Here is a 22,080-nt window from a genome sequence, read left to right as displayed (position 1 = left end):
TCGATGGCCAGCCTGAAGACCCAGCTCTGCATCGTCGGCGGCGGCCCGGCCGGGATGATGGCCGGCCTGCTCTTCGCCCGGGCCGGGATCGCCGTGACGGTGCTGGAGAAGCACGCGGATTTCCTGCGCGACTTCCGCGGCGACACGATCCACCCCTCCACCCTCGACCTGATGGACGAGCTCGGCCTCGGCGAGCGCTTTCGCGCCCTGCCCCAGCGGCGGGTCGAGTCCTTCTCGGGAGTCGTGAACGGCCGGAGCTACCGGGTCGCCGATTTCAGCCGGCTGCCGACCCGCAACCGATTCCTGTCTTTCATGCCGCAATGGGATTTCTTGGACTTTCTCGCCGGCGAGGCGGGCCGCTATCCGGGGTTCCGGCTGATCCGCCGGACCGAGGCACGCGACCTCGTCGAAGCGGAGGGCCGGGTCGCGGGCGTGCGGGCCGAGGGGCCGGACGGGCCGGTGGAGATCCGGGCCGACCTCGTGCTCTGCGCGGATGGCCGGCATTCGCGGATGCGCGAACGCGCCGGCTTCCTGCCCCGGGCCTTCGGGGCGCCGATCGACGTGCTGTGGTTCCGCCTGCCCCGCCGGGACGGCGACCCCGAGGCGGCGGCCGGGCGCTTCGCACCGGGGCGTCTCCTGATCACCCTCGACCGGGGCGACATCTGGCAATGCGCCTACCTGGTCCCGAAGGGCGGGGACACGACGCTTCGCGCCAGGGGGCTGCCGGCCTTCCGGGCGGCGGTGGCCGAGATGGCACCGTTCCTGGCCGACCGCACCGAGTCCATTCCCGACTGGGACGCGGTCAAGCTCCTGACCGTGACCGTCGACCGGCTGGAGCGCTGGCACCGCCCCAGCCTGCTCTGCATCGGCGATTCCGCGCACGCGATGTCGCCGGTGGGTGGGGTCGGCATCAATCTCGCGATCCAGGACGCGGTGGCGGCGGCCAACATCCTGGCCGGGCCCCTGCGGTCCGGGCCGGTCGCCGAGGCAGACCTCGCGCGGGTCCAGGCCCGGCGGTTGTTCCCGGTCCGGGCGACGCAGGCGCTACAGCGGTTCATCCAGGCCCGGGTGATCGCCACCACGCTCAAGGCCGATGCGCCGTTCCGGGCTCCGCTCGCCCTGCGGATCCTCGACAGGCTGCCGATCCTTCAGGTCCTGCCCGCCCGGATGATCGGGATGGGCGTGCGGCCGGAGCACGTGTCCGCGCCGGCCCGGACCTGACGCGTTCAGGCGGTGCCGTACATCCGGTTTGCCCGGCCCTCGAAGGCGTCGGTGAACTTGCGGAAGGCGCGGTCGAACATCGTGCCCATCAGGAGGCCCAGCGTCCGGCTCTTGAACTCGTAGGTGATGAAGAAATCTACGGCGCAGCCACCATTCGGCGCTTCCTTGAACAACCAGCGGTTCTCAAGGTGCCGGAACGGGCCGTCGATGTACTCGGCCACGATCTTGTGGTTGGCCGGATCGAGGCTGACCCGGGTAGTGAAGCGCTCGCGGATCGCCTTGTAGCCCACGCCCATCTCGGCGATCAGCACCTCACCGCCCTCCGGCATGTCGTGGTGCTGGACCTGCTGACGGCGGATCACCCGCAGGGATTCGCACAGCGGCAGGAACTCGGGATAGCGCTCCACGTCCGCCACGAGATCGTACATCTGCTGCGGCGAATGCCGCACCGTGCGGGTAACCCGGAAGGACGGCATTTCTGTTCCGACGTGCTCAGGCCGAGAGGGCGGGGGCGTGCGAGGAGGCATGCTTGGCGAGCCGGGCCGCCTGAAGCTTGGCGAAATCCTCGCCCGCATGGTGCGACGAGCGGGTCAGCGGCGTGGCCGAGACCAGCAGGAAGCCCTTGGCGTAGGCGGTGGTCTCGTAGGTCTTGAACTCGTCGGGCGGTACGAAGCGCACGACCTCGTGATGCTTCTTGGACGGCTGCAGGTACTGGCCGACGGTCAGGAAGTCGACCTCGGCCGAGCGCAGGTCGTCCATCAGCTGGAGCACTTCGTTGCGCTCCTCGCCCAGGCCGACCATGATGCCGGACTTGGTGAAGATCGTCGGGTCGAGCTCCTTCACCCGCTGCAGCAGGCGCACCGAGTGGAAGTAGCGGGCGCCCGGCCGCACCGTCAGGTACTTTGCCGGGACTGTCTCCAAGTTGTGGTTGAACACGTCGGGCTTGGCCGCGACCACGACCTCCAGGGCCCCGTCCTTGCGCAGGAAGTCCGGGGTGAGGATCTCCACCGTGGTACCGGGGCTCGCACGACGGATCGCCGCGATGGTCCGAGCGAAATGCTGCGCGCCGCCGTCCTTCAGGTCGTCCCGGTCCACCGAGGTGATCACGACGTGGTGCAGGCCGAGCTTGGCCACCGAGTCGGCGATTTTCTCGGGCTCGTGCTGATCCAGCGCGTCTGGCAGGCCGGTGCGGACGTTGCAGAAGGCGCAGGCCCGCGTGCAGGTGTCGCCCATGATCATGAAGGTGGCGTGCCGCTTCTCCCAGCACTCGCCGATATTCGGGCAGCCGGCCTCCTCGCAGACCGTGACGAGGCCGTGCTCGCGCACGATCTTCTGGGTCTCGGTCCAGGCCTTGGAGCCCGGCGCCTTGACCCGGATCCAGTCCGGCTTCTTCGCCTGGACGGGCTGGTCCGGCCGGTGCGCCTTCTCGGGATGGCGCAGGCGCGCGGCGCGCGGATCGTTCTTCAGGATGTCGAGGACGATGGCCATGCCACACCGCGGGGAAGCGCCCGGGGGCGCGGTCGGTCAGTAGAGACTGACTTAAGGCGCCCGGCCCCGCGCCGCAAACCACCGCGACGCCGGGACGCCATGCGGTGGTTGAGGATGCCGCGTTTCCGTCAGATCCCGAGCACCCGCACGAGCAGGCCGGCCAGTGCCGCCCCGATCACCGGGCCGCCCACCGGAACCAGCGCGTAGCCCCAGTCGGACGCGCCCTTTCCGGCGATCGGCAGTATTGCGTGGGCGATGCGCGGCCCGAGGTCGCGAGCGGGGTTGATGGCGTAGCCGGTGGTGCCGCCGAGCGAGAGGCCGACGCCCCAGACCAGCATACCGACCATGTAGGGCGCGACCCCGCGCGGGATCGCCCCGGAGGCGCCCAGCGTGTTGGTCACCAGCGCCGAGATGGTCAGGATCAGGAAGAAGGTCGCGATGATCTCCGACGTCCAGTTGGCCTTGGCGTCCCGGATCGCCGGCCCGGTGCAGAAGCAGGCGAGCTTCAGGTCCTGCTCGGGGGTTGCCGCCCAGTGCGGCAGGTAGTGCAGCCAGACGATCGCCGCCCCCGCGAAGGCGCCGAGCATCTGGGCCGGGATGTAGACGGCGAGCTTCGAGACATCCCCGGAGCTGACGGCGCCCGCCACGGTCACGGCCGGGTTGAGGTGCGCGTCCGGGCTGCCGGTGGCGGTGGCGACGAAGATCCCGGCGAGCACCGCGAAGGCCCAGCCGGCGGTGATCGCGATCCAGCCCGCGTTCTCGGCCTTGGATCCCTTGAGCAGGGCGCCGGCGACGACGCCGTCTCCGAGCACGATCAGGGTCATCGTGCCGAGGAATTCACCCAGGAATGGCGACGTCATGGTCTGGTCTCCCCCAAAGATCGTCTTGTTACGAAAGTCTTTTTTTGAGGTTCTTCCGTCGCCGACCTCGGGCGTTGGCTGGAGGTCGGAACTTGCGGGTCTCAAAGGGCCCGGGCCTTTTCGCGTGCGCGGGGTTACGCCCGGCCATCCTGGGGGGCTCCGCCCCCGAACCCCTGCCGAAGGTCCCGCGCTCTCTCGAGCCGCGGGACCGGCCCGCTCAATCCTCGTCGAGCTTCCAGTCGAAGGAGCGCTTGACCGCGCGGCCCCAGGCGGCGGCGATCTTCTCGCGCTGGCCGGCATCCATCTTCGGGGTCCAGCGCTTGTCGACGCCCCAGTTGCGCTTAAGGTCGTCGAGGCCCTTCCAGTAGCCGACCGCGAGGCCGGCCGCGTAGGCGGCGCCGAGCGCCGTGGTCTCGGAGACCTTCGGGCGCACCACCGGCACGTCGAGCATGTCGGCCTGGAACTGCATCAGCGTGTTGTTGGCGACCATCCCGCCATCGGCCCGCAATTCCTTGACCGGAATGCCGGAATCCCGGGCCATGGCGTCCAGCACCTCGTGGGTCTGGAAGGCCGTCGCTTCCAGAACCGAGCGGGCGATGTGGCCGCGGTTGACGTAGCGGGTCAGGCCGATGATCAGCCCGCGCGCGCCCTCGTTCCAGTGCGGCGCGTAGAGGCCCGAGAAGGCCGGCACGAAGTAGACGCCGCCGTTGTCCTCGACGGTGGTTGCGAGCGTCTCGACCTCGGCCGAGTCCTTGATCATGTGGAGGTTGTCGCGCAGCCACTGCACCAGGGCGCCGGTGATCGCGATGGAGCCTTCGAGCGCGTAGGCGGGCTTCTGGCCGTCGAGGCGGTAGGCCAGGGTCGTGACCAGGCCGGCCTTGGACGGGACCGGCTCGGTGCCGGTGTTCATCAGCGCGAAGCAGCCGGTGCCGTAGGTGTTCTTGGCCTCGCCGGGTGCGAAGCAGGTCTGCCCGAACAGGGCCGCCTGCTGGTCGCCCAGGATGCCGGCGATCGGCACGCCCGCGAACGGCGCCTTGGTCTCGCCGTAGACCTCGCTCGACGAGACGATCCTCGGCAGCATCGCCTTCGGGATGCCGAAGACGCTCAGCATGCCGTCGTCCCATTCCAGGGTCTTCAGCGACATCAGCTGCGTGCGGCTGGCGTTGGTCACGTCGGTGACGTGCAGCCCGCCCTCGGTGCCGCCGGTGAGGTTCCAGACCAGCCAGGTGTCGATGTTGCCGAACAGCACGTCGCCGGCCTCGGCCCGCTCGCGGGCGCCCGCGACATGATCGAGCAGCCAGCGCAGCTTGAGGCCCGAGAAATAGCTCGCCAGGGGCAGGCCGGTGAGGTCGCGGAACCGGTCGCGGCCGCCGTCGCGGGCGAATTCGGAGACCAGCCGGTCGTTGCGGGTGTCCTGCCAGACCAGGGCGTTGTGCAGCGGCTTGCCGGTGCGCCGGTCCCAGATCAGCGTGGTCTCGCGCTGGTTGGTAATGCCGACGGCCGCGAGGTCGGTGGGCTGGAGGCCGGCCTTGTCCAGGGCCTCGCGCATCACACCCTGCGTCTTGGTCCAGATCTCGGCGGCGTCGTGCTCGACATGGCCAGGAGCCGGATAGATCTGCGCGTGCTCGGCCTGGGCCAGCGCGATCACGCTGCCCTCGCGATCGAACACCATGAAGCGGCTGCTCGTGGTGCCCTGGTCGATGGCCCCGACGTAACGGCTCATCGTTCCCTCCCTGTGTTATGCCCGACCGGTCTCGCGCCGGATCGGGTTCGGCAAGATCATGCGGCCTCGGCCCTGCGGTCGAGGTAGGCGGCGAGGCGTGCGGCGCTTTCCGGGCCGGTGCGCAGGCCGAGCTTCGAGCGGCGCCAGAGGATGTCCTCGGCGGTGACCGCCCATTCCGCGACCCGCAGGTAATCGACCTCGGCCGCCGTGAGGCCGCCATCGAAGACTTCGCCGAGATCGGCCATGGATTGCGCGGTCCCCACGATCTCGCGCGCCTTGGTTCCGTAGGCGCGAGCGAGGCGCCGCGCGGTCTCGGCGGGCAGGAACGGTTTTTCCGCCTGGAGCTTGGCGAGGAACGTGTCGAAATCCGCGTCTGGCATGGCGCCGCCGGGCAGCACCGCATCGCCGGTCCAGGCCGGCTTGAGGCCGGGTAAGAACGGCTTGAGCTTCTCGATCGCGTGCTCGGCCAAGCGCCGGTAGGTGGTGATCTTGCCGCCGAACACCGACAGCACGGCCGCCTTGCCGCCCTGGTCCTCCACGTCGAGGACGTAGTCGCGGGTCACCGCGGAGGCGTTCTCGGCGGCGTCGTCGTAGAGCGGGCGCACGCCCGAATAGCTCCAGACCACGTCGGCCGGGGTGATGCGCGTGTCGAACGAGCGGTTGACGCAGCCGCAGAGGTAATCGGTCTCGTCCCGGGAGATCGAGACCGGCCCGGGCTCGCCGTCATACGGCACGTCGGTGGTGCCGATCAGCGTGAAGTCGCGCTCGTAGGGGATCGCGAAGATGATGCGCTTGTCGGGCTGCTGCAGGATGTAGGCCTGGTCGCCCGGGAACAGGCGCTTCACCACGATGTGGCTGCCCTTGATCAGACGGACCGCCGCGCGGCTGTTGATGCCGAGCGTGCCGCCCAGGGTCGCGCTGACCCAAGGGCCTGCGGCGTTGACCACGGCCTTGGCCCGCACGGTCCGCTCGCCGCCGCCGCGCTCGTCCCGCAACGTCGCGACCCAGCCGTCGCCATCGCGCCGGGCCGAGACGACGCCGGTGCGGGTCAGCACCGTGGCGCCGCGCTCGCGGGCATCCATGGCGTTGAGCACGACCAGGCGGCTGTCCTCCACCCAGCAGTCGGAATAGACGAAGCCACGGGTCAGGCGCTTCTGCAGCGGCGCGCCGTAGGGCGAGCTGCGCAGGTGCACGGACTTGGAGCCCGGCAGGGTCCGCAGCCGCGCGAGATGGTCGTACAGGAACAGGCCGAGGCGCAGCATCCAGGCCGGGCGCAGGCCCTCGTCGTGGGGCAGCACGAAGCGCAGCGGCCAGATCACGTGGGGCGCCTGCCGCAGCAGCCGCTCGCGCTCGGCCAAGGCCTCCCGCACCAGACGGAACTCGTAATATTCGAGGTAGCGCAGGCCGCCGTGGATCAGCTTCGTCGAGGACGAGGAGGTGAAGCCGGCCAGATCCCCGCGCTCGGCCAGCAGGACCGACAGGCCGCGGCCCGCCGCGTCGCGTGCGATCCCGGTGCCGTTGATGCCGCCGCCGATGACCAGGAGATCGTAGGCGTCGGACGGCTCGCGCTGGCGCTGTGCAGCCGGCATTGTTCCTCCTCTCCTGCCCTCGATGGCAGGTTGAGGACATATTGAGCCGCCCGAACATTTTCGCAAGCGAAAAAAACGAAGTTCGTTACGGTTCGTCCGCGCTGTCCGCCACCGCCAGGGTCACGCCCTGGCGCTCGATCATCGCGACGATTTCCGGGGGCGGCATCCGGTCGGTGAAGAACGTGTCGACCTGATCCAGGCGACCGACCTGCACCATCGGCCTCCGGGTGAACTTGGTATGGTCCGCCACCAGGAAGGTCTTGCGGGCATGGGCCAGGATGGTCTGCGTCGCCCGCACCTCCTCGTAATCGTAGTCGAGCAGCGCGCCGTCGGCATCGATCCCGCTGATGCCGATCACCGCCACGTCGACTCGGAACTGGCTGAGCGTGTCGCAGGTGAGCTGGCCCAGCACCGCGCCGTCGCGGTTGCGCACGGTGCCGCCGGCCACGACGATGTGGAATTCCGTGGCCTCGGCCAGCGACAGCGCGACGTTGAGGTTGTTGGTGATGACGCTGAGGTCGTCGTGCCGGGTCAATTCCCGGGCCACGGCCTCGGGGGTCGTGCCGATGTTGACGAAGACCGAGCAGTGGGACGGGATCCGGCTGGCGGCCAACCGGCCGATCCGGGTCTTCTCGGGGAGCAGGGTCACCCGTCGGTCGGCGTAATCGATGTTCTCGACGCTCGACGGCAGCCCGCCCCCGCCCCGGTAGCGCTCCAGCCGCCCTTCCGCGCTCAGCTCGTTGAGGTCGCGCCGGATCGTCTGGACGGTGACGCCGAATTGCGCGGCGAGCGCCTCGATGGTGACGAAGCCCCGCTGACGCACGGATGCCACGATGGCGCTGCGCCGCCCCTCGACGCCGGACACCTCGACCCTGTCCTCGGATCTCCGGTCGAGCGGTCGTGACATCGAGACTCCTGGCGTTCCCCGATCCGCTCGAAGACGCGGATGTTCGTTTGCGAACATTGTGTGCGTGCAGCGGCTTTCGCAGGAGAGTGAACCGGCGGGCGTGGCTGGGCAACCGCTTCGGTGCTGTGAACCGATAGATTCACAGACCTGCCGGAGGCTACGCCTGCCCCGTGGGAGGGTCGCGCTGTGCGCGGCTCCGCTCGTATTCGCCGTACCGATCCCGCGGGCCTGCGGCCAAAAGCCCGCAAAAAAGGCCTGTCGCGGGTGCGACAGGCCTGATCGTCCGGGTGATGCCGCCGTGCTGCGTCCCGGCAGATCACATCTGGTGGTGACGCATCCGGCGGTGATGCTTCATCATGCGCTTGTGCTTCATGCGCTTGCGCATCATCGGACGCTCGACCGGGGCTGCACCGCGCTCCATGGCGGCGGCTTCGCCAGCGCGCTCCATGCCGCCGCGGGGACCGCCCGCCTGGGCGCCGGAGGAGTTGTAGGGCGAGTTGCCCTGGGCGTAGGCGGAGCCCGCGAGCAGCGTCAGCGACGCGGCGGCCAACAGAAGTTTCCTCATGATCAATCCCTGGGCGTAGACTGTCGCAGGCGAGGCGCCGTCCGTCGTCTGGGTGGTGCCGCTGCGTCGGAAAATAAGCGGCCCAGAGGAGACTTGGTTCCCCGATCCCGCGTTTCGGAGACGAATGATTGCTTGGCGGGGTCCGAGGGCCTATTTCGCGACCTGTCCCGGCGCGACCGCGCCCGGGATGCGTTCGGGAGGGGGCGGCTTTGGCCAGCAGCGGTTCGGCCTATCTGCTCCTGGATGTCGCCGGCACGCCCTGCGCCCTGCCGCGCGCGGCGGTGTCCGAGATCCTGCCCCTGCCGGCCCTGCACAATCCCCCCGCCACGGGCGGCTGGCTCGCCGGCTTCCTCAACCTCGGCGGCGCGCCGATTCCGGTGATCGATCTGGCCCCGCTGCTCGGCCTGCGCCAGGCCGCGACGGCTCCGAGCCTCTACGCGCATCTCGTACTGACCCGCGACGACGCGGTCGCGTACCTCGTCGATCGCGCCGCCGACCTCGTGGTCGTCCCGGATTCCGCGATCCGGCCGGCCGAGGAGGCCGGGACGCTCAACGGCTGCGTGGCCGCCGAACTCGTGATCGGCGACAGCCTGGTACACGCCCTGGCGCCCGAGGGGTTGCTGACCGCGCAGGAACGGGCCCGGATCGCGGCGCTGACCCGGGCCGCCGCCGAGCGTCTCGCCGCTTTGCCGCCGTCCGCGTGATCCCACGATGGCGCGCCAAGTTCCGCCCCGCCCCCATCCGGGCGACGACCCCGCCTATGCTGCCCTGAAGGCACGCATCATCGCCCGCACGGGCCACCATTATTATATCGACAAGGACGAACTCCTGATCGAGCGCCTGCGCCGGCGCTTCCGGGCCACCGCCGTCGCCGACTGCGCCGCCTACAGCGTCTTGCTGGCCGACCGGTCCCGGGGCGAGGCGGAATGGGCCTGCCTGGAGGCCGAGATCACCGTTGGCGAGACCTTCTTCTTCCGGTACGCGGAGCAGTTCCAGGCCCTGCGCCAGACGATCCTGCCCGCGCTGATCGCGGCTCACAGCCTCGACCGCACCCTCCGGATCTGGAGCGCCGGCTGCTCGACCGGCGCCGAGCCCTATTCCCTGGCGATCTTGGTCCGCGAGGCCCTGGGCGACGCCCTGCCCGACTGGCGGATCGCGATCCTCGGCACCGATATCAGCGTCGAGGCGCTGGCCACCGCCCGGGCCGCCGAGTACGGGCGCTGGGCGCTTCGCACCATGCCGCCGGAGGACCGGCTGCGCTACTTCACGCGCCTGCCCCCCGCCCCCGGGATCCGCCGCGAGGGCGGTTACGCCCTGCGGCCGGAATTCCGCGCGCTGGTGCGGTTCGAGCGGGGCAACTTGTTAAGCCTCATCGAGCCCAAGACCCCGCCGGGCGAAGGGTACGACCTGATCTTGTGCCGCAACGTGCTGATCTATTTCGAGGCCGAGACGGTGGCCGCGGTGGTGCGCGGCCTCGGGCGCAGACTTCGGCCGGACGGCTGGCTGCTGCTGGGCCATGCCGAGCCGAACCCGACCTTCTCGGGGTTCCTCGATCCCGTAAGCCTGCCCGGGACCGTGGCCTACCGCCGCCTTGCCGACGCGGTGCCGCCCGCGCCCTGGCCGGTCCCGCCGCCGGCCGAGCCGGGCCCCGCCCGGCCTGTCGAGGAACCGCGGGTGGCGCTCGAGGACCGTCGTGGCGACCTGGCGCAGCCGCGCCCGCCCGCAATGGAGGTGGCCGAGCGGTCCTCTGTCGAGATCGTGGCCGCCGACCCGGACGCGCCGGCCGGTGACCTCGCCCGCATCCGTGCGCTCGCCGATGCCGGCGAAACCGGCGCCGCCTGGCGGGTCCTGCGCGGCGCCCTTGCGCACGACCCGACCGATCCGGCCCTACGCTTCTACGAGGGCCTGCTCGCCCGCACCCTCGGCCGGGACGACGAAGCCGAGCGCGCGCTGCGGGCAGCGCTCTACCTCGACCGGGGCTTCGTGATGGCCCACTACCATCTCGGGCTGCTGCTGATCGGGCTCGACCGTCCCGTCGAGGCGGCCCGCGCCCTCGACAACGCCATCGCGTTGAGCCAAGCCCTCGGACCGAACACGCTCCTGCTCAGGGGCGACGGCGCCGCGGCCTGCGGATCGCCGCCGGTGCCACCGCCGCCGCGCCGGGCTCGGGCCGGAGCGTGGCCCCTGACAGCGGCATCAGGAGCCCTGATGGAGCGCAGCCCAGCGCGCCGGATCGCGGCGGGCGCCCCAAGTCCGACCAGGCGCTCAAGTCCGACCGGGCGTTCAAGTCCGACCGGGACCTGGTGGCCGAGCGCACCGCAGCGCTGGCCCAGCGCAGAGTCTTCTCTGCCGGGCCGGAGACCGGCATCGACCACCTCGTTTGCGCCTGCGGGGCCGAGCGCTACGGGCTGCCGCTCGCCGCGGTAGCGCACGTTCTGCCGATGCGCCCGTGCACGCCGATGCCGGGAGCGGTGCCGGCGCTGCTCGGCCTGATCGCGCTGTCGGGCCGGATCGTCGGCGTCCTGGGCCTTGCCCGGGCGCTGGGCCGCCCTGAATCGCCCCCCGACGGCGAGCGCGGGGGCGGGCATCTCGTCGTGCTGCGCGGCGGCCAGGCTCAACCCGTCGCTCTGGCGGTCGACCGGGTGCTGGGCATCGCCACCGCCTCTGTCGACTCGACCGCGGAGGACGCCGATCCGGCCGGATTGGGCAATGCCGCCGCTTCGGGTTATGCCCCCGCCTCGGCCGGCGACGGCCGACCGGATTTCGTCGTCGTCGACCTTCCCCGCCTCTTGCGTCGCGTACTGCCCTAAAATCCCGTCCGCGCGCCCCTCCACCGGAGCCAGCCCCGACCGTGACGTTCTCGATCGGAAGACGCATCCTCCTCGGCTTCGTGGCCGTCACCGTGGTGATCGTGGCGCTCGGCTTCTACGCGCTGGAGCAGATCGGGGCGGTGCGCGACACCACCGACGCCATCGTCCGGCGCGATATGTCGGTGCTGCGCCAGCTCGACGACCTCGGCAACCAGGCCCGGGATCTCGGGCTCCTGCGGCGCAGCGCCGTGATTGCGATGCTGTCGCAGGCGCAAGGGCGGCCGGCGCGCGCCGACGATACCCTGACGACCTGGCGCCGGACCGCCGCCCAGATCGAGAGCGGCCTCGCCGCCACGATGCAACTCGCCGGCGAGTACCGGACCCAGTCGATCTCCACCGAGCGCAACGCCGTCTGGGACCGCATCGCCACGGCCGCGGCGGACGTGCAGCGCTCGTTCCGGGAGGTGCGGAGCGTCGGCGAGGCGCAGTTCGCCGCCATCGCCCGACAGGACGTCGCCGGGGTCGAGGCGCGCAACGACGAGATCAGCCGGCTGCAGGCGCCGTTCCTGGGGGGCATCACGAACCTGCGCACCCTGCTCGACGGCGGCATGGCCCTGGGGCAGCGCGCCGCCCACGAGGTCTACGAGCGCTCGCGCCTGTCGATCTACCTGACGCTGACTGCAGCCGTGCTGCTGGCGATCATCGTCACCTGGATGATCCGGCAGGCCGTGGTGCGCCCGCTGGAGACCGTGATGGGCTTCGTGGAGCGGGTCGGCGACGGGGATCTCTCGGGCCGGCTCGACATGCGCGGCGGCGACGAGATCGCGCGCCTGGGGCGGACCCTGAACGCGATGGTGGACAACCTGTCGGACCTCGCCCGCACGAGCCGGGCGGCCACCGCCGACCTGAACGCCGCCGCGGCCGAGATCCGCGCCTCGGCGCAGCAGCAGGCGGCGTCGGTCGAGGAGCAGTTCGCGGCCGATGCAGGAGACTGCGGCCACGGTGGACGGATCACCCATTCCGGCGCCCAGATCGGCAAACGCGCCACCGAGGTGATCGCCACCGCCCAGGCCACGGCCCAGACCTCCGCGGGATACTGCGCGCGGTCTCCGACACCGCCAAAGGCGATGGACGCGATCCCGCGAGCAGGCCGAGGCGGTGGCGCAACATCGTCAGCCTGTCGGAGAAGACCCAGACGATCGGCGACATCATCGAGACGGTCAACGACATCTCCGGAGCGCACGCACCTGCTGGCGCTGAACGCCGCGATCGAGGCGGCGGCGGCCGGCGAGACGGCGCAGCTTCGCCGTGGTGGCCTCCGAGATGAAGCTGCTGGCCGACCAGGCCAAGGCGGCCACCGGTCAGGTCCGGGGGATCCTGGGCGAGATCCAGCGGGGCATCAACACGTCGGTGATGCTCACCGAGGAGGCGGTCAAGCGCGCGGCGGCCGGCAAGACGCGCTCGGACACGACCCAGCGGACGATCGAGGAGATCACGGCGCGGGTGGAGGAGAACGTGCAGACGTTCCAGCAGATCGTGGCCTCGACCAACCAGCAGCAGCTCGGGATCGAGCAGGTGATGGGCGCGCTGCAGAACATCCGCCAGGCCAGCCAGCAGACGGCGGCCGGCACCCGCGAGGTCGAGGCGGCCTCGGCCAACCTCACCGAACTCGCCCAGGCCCTCATGGCCCTGGCCGAACGCTACCGGCACTGAGGGCGGTACCGCCTTGCCCGCCGATATCCGCCAGCTCCTGCTCGCGGCCTTCGAGGTCGAGCACCGCGAGCACGTCACGGCGATCCGGGCCGCGCTCGGGAGCGCGACCCCGGACTGGAACGACGTGTTCCGCCGCGCTCACAGCCTCAAGGGTGCCGCCCGCGCCGTCGATCTCCCGGCCGTGGAGGCGGTCGCCCACCGCCTGGAGACCCTGTTCGAGCGGGTCCGCACCAACGCGCAACCGGTCGACCGCGAGGCGGCCAACGCCGTCCACTTGGCCCTCGACCGGATCGAGAGCTACGTCGCCGGCCTCCAGGACGGGGCCGGGCCGGACATGCCGGCCGACGCCCTATCGGCCCTCGGGCAATGCCTCGGCCTCCCCGGGGAGGCCGCGAGGAAGCCCCGCCTGCTGCGCCACCGCCACCGGTCGCGCGGGCTGCCGAACCCGCCCGCCGGCGCCGGTTCCGGTCGCCCGGCGCCATCCCCGAGCCCGCCGGTCCGGCGCCGCGATCCTACGCGTGCCCGGGGAGGCCGTGGAGGCCCTGGCGGGCAATACGACCTGACCAGTACCCTTGCGGCGCAGGCCCCGCCGCCGGGCCTGGCGCGCCTCGCCCGGCTCGCCCGCGACATGCGGGCCGGCGCCGGGCGCTGGCGGCAAATCCGTTGCGGACGAGGCGGAGGCTGCGCGCTGGCGGCCATCTCGGCGGCTTCGCCCGGGAGGCCGCGGAGCTGTCCCGCCGTCAGGCCGCGGCGACCAGCGCGGTCGAGGGCGCGGCGTTCCGGGTCCGCGCCGAGGCCGAGCGCCTCGCCCTGGTGCCGGCCGAGACCGTGCTCGGCCCCCTCGCCCGCTCGATCCGCGAGACCGCCCGGGAGCAGGACCGCGACGTCGATCTCGACCTGCGCGGCCTCGACCTGCCTGTGGAGCGCGGCCTGCTCCAGGCCCTGAAGGATCCGCTGCTCCACGCCCTGCGCAACGCCCTGAGCCACGGCTGGCAGAGTCCGGAGATCCGCCGTGCCGCCGGCAAACCCGAGGCCTTGGCGCTCGGGCTGGAGGTGGCCGTGCGCGGCTCGCGCCTGCAGGTCACCGTCACGGATGACGGGCCGGGGCCGGACCTGTCCCGGATCGCCGCCACAGCCCGCGCCCGCGGCCTGATCGCCCCCGGGGAGGAAGCTGACCCCGAGACCCTGCTGCGCCTCGTCTTCGAGCCCGGCTTCTCCACCGCGGAGGCGGTCGATACCCTGTCGGGGCGGGGCTACGGCCTGTCCGTGGCCGCGGATGCCGCCCGCCAGCTGCTCGGCAGCGTGCGCCTGGAGCCGCGCGAGCCCGCCGGTACCGCCCTGGTGTTCAGCCTGCCGCTCTCGGCGGCCCGGCGCAGCCTGCTGCTGGTCGAGGCGGCCGGGCGGACCTATGCCTTGCCGGGCGGCGCGGTGGAGCGGCTGCTGCGCATGGACCGCACCGGCTTGCCCATCGCCCTGGGGCGGACGATCCTGCGGATCGGCGCGGATGATGCCGCGACGAACCATCCGGTCGCCGCCCTCACCGAGATCCTGGGCCAAGCGCCGACCGCCCCGGACGCGGCCGGTCAGGACCCGACGATCCTGACCGCGGTGCTGCTGCGGGCCGGCGGCGGCCGCCTGGCGCTCGGGGTCGACCGCCTGCACGACGTCCGCGCTTTACTGGTCCTGCCGGCGCCGGCCTTCGGGGCCGATCCCGGCCTGATCGCCGGGACGGCTGTCCTGCCCGGCGACGTGCCGGTGCTGGTCCTCGACCCCGACGGCCTCGCCGCCCGGGCCGCGTCGATGGCGTCGGGCCTTTCGCTCGGAACGATGGCGCAGGCTCCACGTTCGACGACCGCGCCCCGCGCCACCGCACGGGCGACCATCCTGGTCGTCGACGACTCGATCACCACCCGCACCTTGGAGAAGGGCATCTTGGAAGCCGCCGGCTACCGCGTGGTCGTCTGCGTCGACGGTCAGGACGCCCTCGACCGGCTGCGCGCCGAGATCGAGCCCATCGATCTTGTGCTGGCCGACGTGGAGATGCCGCGCCTCGACGGCTTCGGCCTGCTCAAGGCCCTGCGCGCCGATACCCGCTTCGCCCGGCTCCCAACAATCCTGATGACCTCGCGCGGGGATGCGGCCGACGTCTCCCGCGGCCTCGACCTCGGCGCGGACGCCTACCTAACCAAGCAGAAATTCGACCAGCGCCAGCTGCTCGACACGATCGGACAGCTGCTATGACGCCCGTCCGGGTCATGCTCGTCGAGGACAGCCTCGTGGTGCGCGAGTTGCTGCGCTACATCGTGTCGCGCGATCCCCGGCTCGAACTCGTGGCCGCGGTGCCCTCCGGCGAGGAGGCCCTGGCCACCCTTCAGACGGTGCGGCCGGACGTGATCTCCATGGATATCCGCCTGCCCGGCATCGACGGTCTCGAGACCACCCGCCGGATCATGGCGGAGCAACCGACCCCGATCGTCGTGATCGCCGATGCGGTGGAAGATTCGTCGCTCCGCATCTCCATGAATGCGCTGCGCGCCGGCGCCCTGTCGGTGGTCGAGAAGCCCGTGGCGACGACCCATGCGGGCTACGAGGCGGTGGCCGGAGAGATCTGCACCCAGCTTCGAATTATGGCGCAAGTCCCGGTGATCCGGCGGCGGCCGATCGGTGCCGAATGGGCCGGACGAACCAGCCTGGCCTCCTTCGCCGCCCCCACCGAGGCGGCGGCGCAGGCGCCGAGCCTGCTGGCGATCGGCGCGTCGACAGGCGGTCCGCCGGCGCTCGCCCGGGTGATCGGCGCCCTGCCCAAAACCTTTCCGCTGCCGGTGCTGGTAGTCCAGCATATGGGCCCGGCCTTCATGGAGGGTTTCGCCACCTGGCTCGACAGCGTCGTGGCCCTGCCGGTCTCGCTGGCGCAGGACGGGGAGCGCGCGGAGCCCGGCTGCGTCTACGTGGCGCCCGGTGACCGGCACCTGGAGATCGGCTCCGGCCGGGTGATGCGCGTGATCGCCACCGAACCCGTCTCCGGCCAGCGCCCGGCCGCCACGGTGCTGTTCCGCTCTCTGGCCCGTCAGGTCGGACCCTCGGGGATCGGCGTGCTGCTCACCGGCATGGGCGAGGATGGGGCGGTCGGCCTCGCCGACATGCACCGGGCCGGCGCCCAGACCGTGGCCGAGCACGAGAGCACCGCTGTGGTCTACGGCATGCCGGCGGCGGCGGTGCGGCTCGGCGCCGCCCGCGCGATCCTGCCCCTCGACCGGATCGGCGACCACGTCCTGCGGCTTGCCGATCCCGGGGCGCGGCCGTGAGCCGGAGCGAGGCCGGCGCCCAGGACGGGCCTGCCCGGATCCTGCTCGTGGAGGATTCGGAGACGCAGGCTCTGGAACTGCGCCTTCTCCTTGAGGCGAACGGTTTCTCGGTGGAACGCTGCCCCTCCGCAGAAGCCGCCCTCGACCATCTCAACCGCAGCCAGCCCGACCTCGTGGTGGCCGATTATCACCTGCCCGGCATGGATGGCGACGAGCTGATCCGCCAGATGCGCCTGTCCCTGCGCACCCGGGCCCTGCCGGTGCTGATGCTCACCGGCGGCGGTGGCGGCGAACGGAAGGGCCTGGAGAGCGGCGCCGACGCCTACCTGCCGAAATCCGCCGACCGCGACCTGATGATTCTGCGCATCCGCGCCCTTCTGCGCGAGCGCCGCCCCTCCGCCGAGGGCGAGGGGCCCGGTGCCGCCGCGTTCCGGCGCGGGCGGATCCTGGTGATCGACGGCAGCCTGACCTACCGGACCTTCCTGGCGGGCCTGCTCGGGCAGGAGGGGCACCACGTTGCCACCGCCGACGGGCCGGAGGCCGCGCTCGAATCGCTCAACGGAGTGGGCGAGGATGCGTTCGACTGCGTGACCGTCGACCTGCTCGGCCACGCCTATGACGGCCTCACCCTGTGCCGGGCGATCAGCCAGCGCCGCTCCGGCCAGGCCGCCGGGGCCGGCTTCCACCTCGTGGGCATCGCCGGCAGCGATCCGGCCAAGGACTTTCTGGTCGAGGCCTTCGCGGCCGGCGCCGACGATGTTGTCTCCAAGACCGATGCCGAGGTGCTGGCCCTGCGGGTGCGCGGCTTCGTGCGCCGCCGCCTGCTGGAGGAGGACGACCGTCGCATCGCCGGCCAGTTCGGCGAGCGCGAGCGGGCGGTGGAGCGCGCCCGCGCCGAGGCCGAGGCCTCCGAGGCGCGCGCCCGCCTCGCCGACGCCCTGGAGCGGGCCAACCGCGACCTCGCCGACGCCAATCGGCAGATCACCGAGGCCCAGGCCAAGCTGGTCCAGGCTGCCAAGATGGCCTCGCTCGGCGAGCTGGTCGCCGGCATCGCCCACGAGATCAACAATCCCCTGGCCTTCATCCTGGCCCATCAGGGTACGGTCGAGCGCCTGCTCAACGAATTGCCGAACGCTGCCCCGGAGGCGGCCTCCCGCGCCGTCGACAAGGCCCGTCAACGGGTCGGGTCGATGCGGATGGGGCTGACCCGGATCCAGGATCTGGTGCTCAACCTGCGCAAGTTCTCGCGCCTCGACGAGGGCGAGCGGGCCCTGGTCAACGTGCCCGAGGCGATCGAGACCGTGCTGGCGCTGATCCAGCACAAGCTCGGCGGCCGGATCGCGGTGGAGCGCAGCTTCGCCGGCCGGCCCGAAATCCACTGCACCCCGGCGCTGCTCAACCAGGTGGTGATGAACATCCTGGGCAACGCCGCCGACGCCATGCCGGAGGGCGGCATGATCCGGATCGATACCCTGTCGAACCCGGAGGTCGACGAGATCCGCATCAGCGATACTGGTCCTGGTATCCCGGAAGACCTACGTGAAAAGATATTCGAGCCGTTCTTCACGACAAAGCCCGTGGGCTCAGGCACCGGCCTGGGTCTTGCGATTGCCTACAGCGTCGTTCAGGCGCATAGCGGCTCGCTCACCGTGGAGGCGGCGCCGGACGGGGGAGCCTGCTTCGTGATCGGGATTCCGCGGCAGGCGTCCAGCGCATGAGTGAAGGCACGGCAGGACGAGCATTCCCCGCTGCGATGGACACCGGTTCGGTGACGGATACGCATTCACTGCACGAGAACGGGGCCGGGTTCGATGGCCCCCGCGGGACCATCCTGGCCGTCGATGACGAGCCGGATATCCTGATCGCCCTGGAGGACCTGTTCGAGGATTCCTACCGGGTTCTGACGACCTCGAACCCGAACGAGGCGCTCGAGATCCTGCACGCCGAGCCCGACATCGCCGTGGTGCTGTCGGACCAGCGCATGCCCGGCCTCACCGGCGACGCGCTCTTGGCCGAGGCACGCGCCTTCCACGACGCGCAGGCGATCCTGCTCACCGGCTATGCCGACATCACCGCGGTGATCGCCGCGCTCAACCGCGGCGGCATCGTCGGCTACGTCACCAAGCCCTGGGACGCGAGCCTGCTGCGCTCCACGGTCCGGCAGGCCTTCGAACGCCATCGGCTCGGCCGCGACCTCGCCACCGAGCGGGCCCTGCTGCGCGGTCTGCTCGACCACGCTCAGGACGCGATCAGCTTCAAGGACGCGGACGGGCGCTTCGTGCGCCTCAACGCCCGCAAGGCGGCCCAGCTCGGCCGGGACGTCTCGGGCTGCCTCGGGCAACGGGAGGGCGACCTGATCGGCGCGAAGGGCGGCGCCGTGGCCGAGGCCGATGCCGCCGCGATCCGCTCCGGGGCGGTCGCCGAGAGCCTGACCAGCGACGGCCCGGTCGGTGCAGAACTCTGGAGCCACGTCACCCGGGTGCCGATCCGCGATGCGGGCGGCGCGATCAGTCATCTCGCGGTGATCGAGCGGGACGTGACCGAGCAGCGGACCCTGGAGGCCCGGCTGCGCCAATCCGACAAGATGCAGGCGCTCGGCACCCTGGCCGGCGGCATCGCGCACGATTTCAACAACCTGCTTACCGCGATCCTCGGCAGCCTGGAACTCGCCGCCCCCAAGGTCGCCGACCTGCCGCGGGTGCAGCGCCTGATCGAGAATGCACGCGGCGCGGCCGAGCGCGGCGCCTCCCTGACCAAGCGCCTGCTGAGCTTCAGCCGCGCGCACGACCTCCAGGCCCGCGCCACGGACGTCAACGCCCTGATCGGCGGGATGAGCGACCTGTTCGGCCGCAGTCTCGGCGGCTTGGTCAGCGTCCGCACCGACCTGACCGAGGGCCTGCCCGCCGTTCAGGTCGATCCGGACCAGCTCGAACTGGCCGTGCTCAACCTGTGCATCAACGCCCGGGACGCGATGCCGGAGGGCGGCACCATCATGGTGGCGACCCGGCGCCTCGACATCGCGGGCGACCCCGAGATCGCCGACGGCTCCTATCTCGGTATCAGCGTCACCGACGATGGCACCGGCATCCCGGACGAGATCCTGCGCAGGGTCTGCGAGCCGTTCTTCACCACCAAGGCGGTGGGTCAGGGCACGGGCCTCGGCCTCGCCATGGTGTTCGGCCTCACCCAGCAATCGAAGGGCCGGCTCGCCATCGAGAGCGAGGTCGGCCGGGGAACGCGGGTCGAGCTCGCCCTGCCCTTCGCGACCGAGGCACCCGAGCAGGTGGCCGGTGAGCAGGACGACGCCCCGATGGCAGCCCGTTCGGCGCGGATCCTGGTGGTCGACGACGACGCGCAGGTCCGGCATGTCACCGCCTCGTTCCTGGCGGGCTTCGGCCACGACGCCACGGAGGCCGGCGACGGCGAGGCCGCGCTCCGGTCCTTCGCGCCTGGCCGCTTCGACCTGATCGTAGCCGACCTCGCCATGCCGGGCATGAGCGGCATCGAGCTCGCCGCCGAGATCCGCGGCCGCGACCCGAGCCTGCCGGTGCTGATCCTCACCGGCCATGCGGAGGCGATGCAGATTCCGGACGATCTGCCGGTGCTGACCAAGCCGTTCCGCTCGGCCGACCTGGCGAACCGGGTCTCGGCGCTGCTGGACGGGTCTGATCCGGGGCGGGGATAAACCCGACGGGGGGGGTACCCTGCCGGCGTTGCCGACGCTCGAGAAGCTCGCACGGGCGGACTGATCGGTCCGGCAAGGGGCGCACAGGCCCCTGGGAACGCGACGCCCCTGCCCGCTCTCGAAACCGGGAACGCAGCTTCCCGGGCCCGGGGGCCGGAAATTCTCGGGAACCACCGTGTTACCGGCTCATTGATCCTCCACGGAGCCGTCACGCTCCGGGTTACGATCGTGGAGGTGAACCATGAGCAATCACGGTATCTTCCCAGGCATTCGGCGCGATGCTGACACGGATCAGGACGATCCACCCAACAAGAATCGGCAGGGATAGAGGTTTCGAAGCTGCCGCGCGGTCGAGTTCCCGGTCAGGCCGACACTGACCGCCAGGGCGAGCTCCCGCGACGCTTCGAAACGTAGACCCTGCTTCAGGCCCGCCGGCGCAAGCCGGCGGGTTTTTTTGGGCTCTGCACGAACACGAAAAAGCCGCCCCGGACGGTCCCGGGACGGCTTTCTTAAGCTGGATCGTTGGAGCTTCGCTCAGGCCGCCTCGGCGACCTCGACCTGACCGGAATCCTTGCCGCGGGCCTCGACGTCGCGATCCACGAACTCGATCACGGCCAGCGGGGCGTTGTCGCCCTTGCGGAAGCCCGCCTTCATGATGCGGAGATAGCCGCCCGGACGGCCCTGGTAGCGCGGGCCGATCACGGCGAAGAGCTTCTTGACCATGTCGCCGTCGCGCAGCTGCGCCATGGCGAGACGGCGGGTGTGCACGCTGTCGATGCGGCCCAGGGTGACGAGCTTCTCGACCACGGGACGCAAGTCCTTGGCCTTCGGCAGGGTGGTGACGATCTGCTCGTGCTTCAGCAGCGCGACCGACATGTTGGCGAACATCGCCTTGCGATGCTCGGCTGTGCGGTTGAAGCGGCGACCGCGATAACCGTGACGCATGATTTGGCTTCCTTCTCATCTCGGCCGCCGTGCCACGGTACGGCCGGGTGCCTCATCGAGGCTGTTGTTATCCGCGTAACCCCGCGGCGGGATTTTTTGGACTTCGCGTCAGGCCTGCGGAGGTCCGTATCTGGCCAGGCCCGACGGACGGCACCGTACAGCGCCGCCAAGTCCGGCCCGAAGCCGCTTCGCCTCAGTAATGCTCTTCGAAGCGCTTGGCGAGATCTTCGATGTTCTCCGGCGGCCAGCCGGGGATGTCCATGCCGAGGTGCAGGCCCATGCCGGCCAGCACTTCCTTGATCTCGTTGAGCGACTTGCGGCCGAAGTTCGGGGTCCGCAGCATCTCGCCCTCGGACTTCTGGATCAGGTCGCCGATGTAGACGATGTTGTCGTTCTTCAGGCAATTCGCCGACCGGACCGACAGCTCCAGCTCGTCGACCTTCTTGAGCAGAGCCGGGTTGAAGGGCAGCTGCGGGGCCAGCGGGGCAGCCTCTTCCTTGCGCGGATCCTCGAAGTTCACGAAGACCTGCAGCTGGTCCTGGATGATCCGCGCGGCATAGGCCAGCGCGTCTTCCGGGCCCACGGCACCGTTGGTCTCGATCGTCATCGTCAGCTTGTCCTTGTCGAGATCCTGGCCCTCGCGGGTGGTCTCGACGCGGTAGCTGACCTTGGTCACCGGGGAGAACAGCGCGTCCACCGGGATCAGGCCGATCGGCGCGTCCTCTGGACGGTTGCGCTCGGCCGGAACGTAACCCTTGCCCGTGGCGACCGTGAACTCCATGCGGATCTCGGCGCCGTCGTCCAGCGTGCAGATCACCAGCTCCGGGTTCAGGATCTGGATGTCGCCGACCGTGCCGATGTCACCCGCCGTGACGGTGCCCGGGCCGGTCTTGCGCAGGGTCATGCGCTTGGGCGCATCGGTCTGCGACCGGATCGCGATGGTCTTGATGTTCAGGACGATGTCGGTGACGTCCTCGCGGACGCCCGGGATCGAGGAGAACTCATGCAGCACGCCGTCGATCTGCACCGAGGTCACGGCCGCGCCCTGGAGCGAGGACAGGAGCACCCGGCGCAGGGCGTTGCCCAGGGTGGTGCCGAAGCCGCGCTCGAGCGGCTCGGCCACGACGGTGGCGACCCGCTTCGGGTCGTCGCCGGTCGAGACCTGCAGCTTGTTCGGCTTGATCAGTTCCTGCCAGTTCTTCTGAATGACCACGATCCTACCTCTCGTCCATGCTCGGGATCCGCGACACCCGTTCCCGCGCTTCGGCC

Annotated in this window: 16 protein-coding genes and 3 pseudogenes; 10 read left to right on the top strand and 9 right to left on the bottom strand. The window is 70.8% G+C overall.

Features of this window, described 5'->3' with window-relative positions; translation table 11 throughout:
• Positions 1-3 precede the first annotated feature (3 nt).
• A complete protein-coding gene (locus tag FVA80_RS04620; protein WP_147909194.1) occupies positions 4-1,221 on the top strand; it encodes an FAD-dependent oxidoreductase in 1,218 nt (405 codons plus the stop codon).
• Positions 1,222-1,226: 5 nt separating this feature from the next.
• On the opposite strand, the gene FVA80_RS04615 is transcribed toward FVA80_RS04620, so the two are convergent.
• The 7 genes from FVA80_RS04615 to FVA80_RS04585 form a co-directional block, all read right to left on the bottom strand.
• On the bottom strand, positions 1,227-1,697 hold the full coding sequence (locus tag FVA80_RS04615; protein ID WP_147909193.1) for a type II toxin-antitoxin system RatA family toxin: 471 nt from the start codon (positions 1,695-1,697) through the stop codon (positions 1,227-1,229).
• 16 nt (positions 1,698-1,713) lie between these two features.
• A complete protein-coding gene (gene lipA / locus FVA80_RS04610; protein WP_147909192.1) occupies positions 1,714-2,709 on the bottom strand; it encodes a lipoyl synthase in 996 nt (331 codons plus the stop codon).
• 128 nt (positions 2,710-2,837) lie between these two features.
• Positions 2,838-3,569 (bottom strand): MIP/aquaporin family protein, encoded by a 732-nt coding sequence (locus tag FVA80_RS04605; RefSeq protein WP_147909191.1) that lies wholly within the window; start codon positions 3,567-3,569, stop codon positions 2,838-2,840.
• Between the two features lie 217 nt (positions 3,570-3,786).
• Positions 3,787-5,292: a glycerol kinase GlpK gene (gene glpK / locus FVA80_RS04600; RefSeq protein ID WP_147909190.1), complete on the bottom strand. Its 1,506-nt coding sequence runs from the start codon at positions 5,290-5,292 to the stop codon at positions 3,787-3,789.
• Between the two features lie 56 nt (positions 5,293-5,348).
• Complete coding sequence (gene glpD / locus FVA80_RS04595) at positions 5,349-6,881, bottom strand: glycerol-3-phosphate dehydrogenase (protein WP_147909189.1); 1,533 nt, start codon at positions 6,879-6,881, stop codon at positions 5,349-5,351.
• A gap of 85 nt (positions 6,882-6,966) precedes the next feature.
• Entirely contained in the window at positions 6,967-7,788 is an 822-nt protein-coding gene (locus FVA80_RS04590) for a DeoR family transcriptional regulator (protein WP_147909188.1), read from the bottom strand.
• A gap of 316 nt (positions 7,789-8,104) precedes the next feature.
• A complete protein-coding gene (locus FVA80_RS04585; RefSeq protein WP_147857686.1) occupies positions 8,105-8,353 on the bottom strand; it encodes a hypothetical protein in 249 nt (82 codons plus the stop codon).
• Positions 8,354-8,562: 209 nt separating this feature from the next.
• On the opposite strand from FVA80_RS04585, the gene FVA80_RS04580 reads away from it, so the two are divergent.
• The 9 genes and pseudogenes from FVA80_RS04580 (at position 8,563) to FVA80_RS04545 (ending at position 19,866) form a co-directional block, all read left to right on the top strand.
• Complete coding sequence (locus FVA80_RS04580; RefSeq protein WP_147909187.1) at positions 8,563-9,057, top strand: chemotaxis protein CheW; 495 nt, start codon at positions 8,563-8,565, stop codon at positions 9,055-9,057.
• Positions 9,058-9,064: 7 nt separating this feature from the next.
• Positions 9,065-9,817, top strand: a pseudogene (locus FVA80_RS31005) (protein-glutamate O-methyltransferase CheR); the annotation flags it as partial.
• 836 nt (positions 9,818-10,653) lie between these two features.
• Positions 10,654-11,163 carry a chemotaxis protein CheW gene (locus FVA80_RS04570; RefSeq protein ID WP_147957920.1) on the top strand — a complete coding sequence of 170 codons (510 nt, stop codon included), beginning with the start codon at positions 10,654-10,656 and terminating at the stop codon, positions 11,161-11,163.
• Between the two features lie 41 nt (positions 11,164-11,204).
• A pseudogene (locus FVA80_RS04565) lies at positions 11,205-12,876 on the top strand (methyl-accepting chemotaxis protein).
• 13 nt (positions 12,877-12,889) lie between these two features.
• Positions 12,890-13,114, top strand: a pseudogene (locus FVA80_RS31000) (Hpt domain-containing protein); the annotation flags it as partial.
• A 425-nt stretch (positions 13,115-13,539) separates the two neighbouring features.
• Positions 13,540-15,117 carry a response regulator gene (locus FVA80_RS04560; protein ID WP_246692261.1) on the top strand — a complete coding sequence of 526 codons (1,578 nt, stop codon included), beginning with the start codon at positions 13,540-13,542 and terminating at the stop codon, positions 15,115-15,117.
• Positions 15,114-16,181 carry a chemotaxis-specific protein-glutamate methyltransferase CheB gene (gene cheB / locus FVA80_RS04555; protein ID WP_187193592.1) on the top strand — a complete coding sequence of 356 codons (1,068 nt, stop codon included), beginning with the start codon at positions 15,114-15,116 and terminating at the stop codon, positions 16,179-16,181. The genes FVA80_RS04560 and cheB overlap by 4 nt, the downstream gene beginning before the upstream one ends.
• Positions 16,178-17,899 (top strand): response regulator, encoded by a 1,722-nt coding sequence (locus FVA80_RS04550; protein WP_147909514.1) that lies wholly within the window; start codon positions 16,178-16,180, stop codon positions 17,897-17,899. The genes cheB and FVA80_RS04550 overlap by 4 nt, the downstream gene beginning before the upstream one ends.
• Positions 17,896-19,866, top strand: coding sequence for a response regulator (locus tag FVA80_RS04545; protein ID WP_246692260.1), 1,971 nt, complete (start codon positions 17,896-17,898; stop codon positions 19,864-19,866). Before FVA80_RS04550 ends, FVA80_RS04545 begins: the two co-directional genes overlap by 4 nt.
• A 534-nt stretch (positions 19,867-20,400) precedes the next feature.
• Here the strand turns inward: FVA80_RS04545 and rplQ are convergent.
• Positions 20,401-20,811, bottom strand: coding sequence for a 50S ribosomal protein L17 (gene rplQ / locus FVA80_RS04540; RefSeq protein WP_147909515.1), 411 nt, complete (start codon positions 20,809-20,811; stop codon positions 20,401-20,403).
• A 193-nt stretch (positions 20,812-21,004) separates the two neighbouring features.
• Positions 21,005-22,024, bottom strand: a complete 1,020-nt coding sequence (locus FVA80_RS04535) for a DNA-directed RNA polymerase subunit alpha (protein ID WP_147909516.1) — start codon at positions 22,022-22,024, stop codon at positions 21,005-21,007.
• Positions 22,025-22,080 lie beyond the last annotated feature (56 nt).

Source organism: Methylobacterium sp. WL1, assembly GCF_008000895.1.
Classification (GTDB): domain Bacteria; phylum Pseudomonadota; class Alphaproteobacteria; order Rhizobiales; family Beijerinckiaceae; genus Methylobacterium.
This window is presented reverse-complemented; position numbering and strand designations above follow the sequence as displayed.

Coding starts and splice junctions, on each gene's coding strand:
- glpK (WP_147909190.1), bottom strand. CDS start 5,292: ATGAGCCGTTACGTCGGGGCCATCGACCAGGGCACCACGAGCAGCCGC.
- FVA80_RS04585 (WP_147857686.1), bottom strand. CDS start 8,353: ATGAGGAAACTTCTGTTGGCCGCCGCGTCGCTGACGCTGCTCGCGGGC.
- FVA80_RS04590 (WP_147909188.1), bottom strand. CDS start 7,788: ATGTCACGACCGCTCGACCGGAGATCCGAGGACAGGGTCGAGGTGTCC.
- FVA80_RS04615 (WP_147909193.1), bottom strand. CDS start 1,697: ATGCCGTCCTTCCGGGTTACCCGCACGGTGCGGCATTCGCCGCAGCAG.
- rplQ (WP_147909515.1), bottom strand. CDS start 20,811: ATGCGTCACGGTTATCGCGGTCGCCGCTTCAACCGCACAGCCGAGCAT.
- FVA80_RS04545 (WP_246692260.1), top strand. CDS start 17,896: ATGAGTGAAGGCACGGCAGGACGAGCATTCCCCGCTGCGATGGACACC.
- FVA80_RS04620 (WP_147909194.1), top strand. CDS start 4: ATGGCCAGCCTGAAGACCCAGCTCTGCATCGTCGGCGGCGGCCCGGCC.
- lipA (WP_147909192.1), bottom strand. CDS start 2,709: ATGGCCATCGTCCTCGACATCCTGAAGAACGATCCGCGCGCCGCGCGC.
- glpD (WP_147909189.1), bottom strand. CDS start 6,881: ATGCCGGCTGCACAGCGCCAGCGCGAGCCGTCCGACGCCTACGATCTC.
- cheB (WP_187193592.1), top strand. CDS start 15,114: ATGACGCCCGTCCGGGTCATGCTCGTCGAGGACAGCCTCGTGGTGCGC.
- FVA80_RS04605 (WP_147909191.1), bottom strand. CDS start 3,569: ATGACGTCGCCATTCCTGGGTGAATTCCTCGGCACGATGACCCTGATC.